Source organism: Yersinia sp. 1252 StPb PI (assembly GCF_048593885.1).
GTDB lineage: Bacteria > Pseudomonadota > Gammaproteobacteria > Enterobacterales > Enterobacteriaceae > Yersinia > Yersinia enterocolitica_E.
In genome coordinates this window covers 1-1919 of sequence record NZ_JAZGQE010000336.1, presented here as the reverse complement: position 1 = coordinate 1919, position 1919 = coordinate 1, and the positions used below count along the sequence as shown (strand labels likewise).

The following is a 1919-nucleotide window of genomic DNA, read 5'->3' as shown; positions in this document are numbered from 1 at the left end:
TGAGATATTTTATAGATGTGAGAGTTATAATGTTAAAAATAATGGTGAGTTATTATCACATTAGCTGAATATTAAAAACAAATGATGTTTGCGAAAATAATATGTTCATCAACGCACGCCACCCGCCACCATTTTGACGATATGAATATGCGGATAGTGCTTAATTATCTGTGGTTGATGCAGTGTGCTGATAAGTCGGTCTAGATCGTGTCGTTGATGATTGAACAGCAAACCAATAACGCTGCCACTGTGGGCGACGTTCAAACCATAAATTCCGCTGCGCTCAACGATATCCAGTAACTGATGAAATTCAGGCTTAGGCAGCATTGGCTGACTGGCGATGGCACTTAGCGTGGCGGCTTCGCCCAAACGATAGTGGCACTGGGTATCGTTAGCCTGTTGAAACAGTTGCATAGCATTGGCTAAGTTGGCTGCCTGTTTAAGTAACAAGGGTTGGCGATTTCGTTTATGGAACTCTTCGGTTAACAGCGTTTGTGTACTTTCAAGTAGCAGAATGTCGATGTCGGGTCGCCAGGTAAAGGGATGATGACTTTGCGCGCTCTGGTGATCAAAAAGGGTGAGATCTTTAAATATCGTGCTGTCGGTGGGTTCAACTGCTACGCAGAGTTTGGCCAGTGACTCGTCACTCAGTGATTTGCCCAGTAAGCGGCTGGTCGCGATAGCTGTTGCGGCAATATCGGCAGTGCTACTGGCTAATCCTTTAGCCACGGGAATAGTGGATTCAAACGCAATGCATATATTCTCGCTATATTGGGCAGGCTCGCCAAAATGCGCCAACACTTGCCTGACCATGTGACGCATACGTGGTCGTTCACGCCAGCCCGGTTCCCCTTCGGTAACTGAAACGGTGCTAAACCAGTTAATTGGGCAAGAGATAAGTTTTTCTCCGCCCAAAATCCACCCTTGGATCAGTTCACCACAAGAGGCAGGGCAACGGGCCTCAGCCATGAGAAACAGCCTGTGGCCAGATGTGGTCTGGATGCCTGATATAACTGACGGGTTGAATGCCGCTCTTATGCACGACTGACCCCCTGGAACAAATAACTATTGCTGACAACATACTCAGATTGCCTGCAATAGTGGTTCATGACTGATATCAATTTGGTGGGCAGTAAAAGCCAGAACATCACTAAGATTGACGACATGACCAATCACTAACAGTGCGGGGGCATGTAATTTTTTACGTACAATTTCATCTTTTAGCGTGGTCAGTGTCCCTTTTGCTATCTCTTGCCGTTGCTGACTGGCATACATCACGGCGGCGGCGGGGGTGTCGGGTGATTTACCTCCGTCGATTAGGCGTTGGCAGATCTCCTCTTGTCGCGTCATTCCCATTAATACGATTAACGTCCCATCCAGTTGGGCCAAAATATCCCAGTTTTGTGGTTCATTTCCCTGACACATATGCCCGGTGACCACATGAAAGCTGGAAGCGTAGTGCCGATGGGTCACGGGGATACCGGCATAGGCTAAACCGCCAATAGCTGAGCTGATACCTGGAATTATCTCAAAAGGGATCTCTTCATGGGCAAGTGCCTCGGCTTCTTCTCCACCTCGGCCAAATACATAAGGGTCGCCTCCTTTAAGACGAACAACATTTTTACCCGCCAGGGCATGCTCGACCAAGATTTGATTGATCTGTTCTTGTGGGACTGGATGATGATTTGAGGTTTTCCCCACATTAATAATCTGGCAATGGGGTGGTGCTTGAGAAATTAACTCAAGATTAACCAGACGGTCATGCACAATAACTTGAGCTTCACGAATGGCTAGCAATCCTTTTACAGTGATTAGAGATGCATCCCCCGGTCCCGCCCCAACTAACAATACTTTTCCTTTACTCATTCGAGCAACCTTTATGGCCGATAAGATTTATAATTTTATTAAAAATTAATCAC

The 1919-nt window shown here is 46.6% G+C and carries 2 protein-coding genes; both read right to left on the bottom strand.

Annotated features, from left to right (window positions below):
• Nucleotides 1-108 precede the first annotated feature (108 nt).
• Nucleotides 109-969: a GHMP kinase gene (locus V2A85_RS23315; RefSeq protein WP_420072513.1), complete on the bottom strand. Its 861-nt coding sequence runs from the start codon at nt 967-969 to the stop codon at nt 109-111.
• 114 nt (nt 970-1083) lie between these two features.
• Entirely contained in the window at nt 1084-1866 is a 783-nt protein-coding gene (cobA, locus tag V2A85_RS23310) for a uroporphyrinogen-III C-methyltransferase (protein WP_372559433.1), read from the bottom strand.
• Between the last annotated feature and the right edge of the window lie 53 nt (nt 1867-1919).

Bases quoted from the DNA above. Each gene is read 5' to 3' on its own strand.
- V2A85_RS23315 (WP_420072513.1), bottom strand. From the start codon at position 969: ATGGCTGAGGCCCGTTGCCCTGCCTCTTGTGGTGAACTGATCCAAGGG.
- cobA (WP_372559433.1), bottom strand. From the start codon at position 1,866: ATGAGTAAAGGAAAAGTATTGTTAGTTGGGGCGGGACCGGGGGATGCA.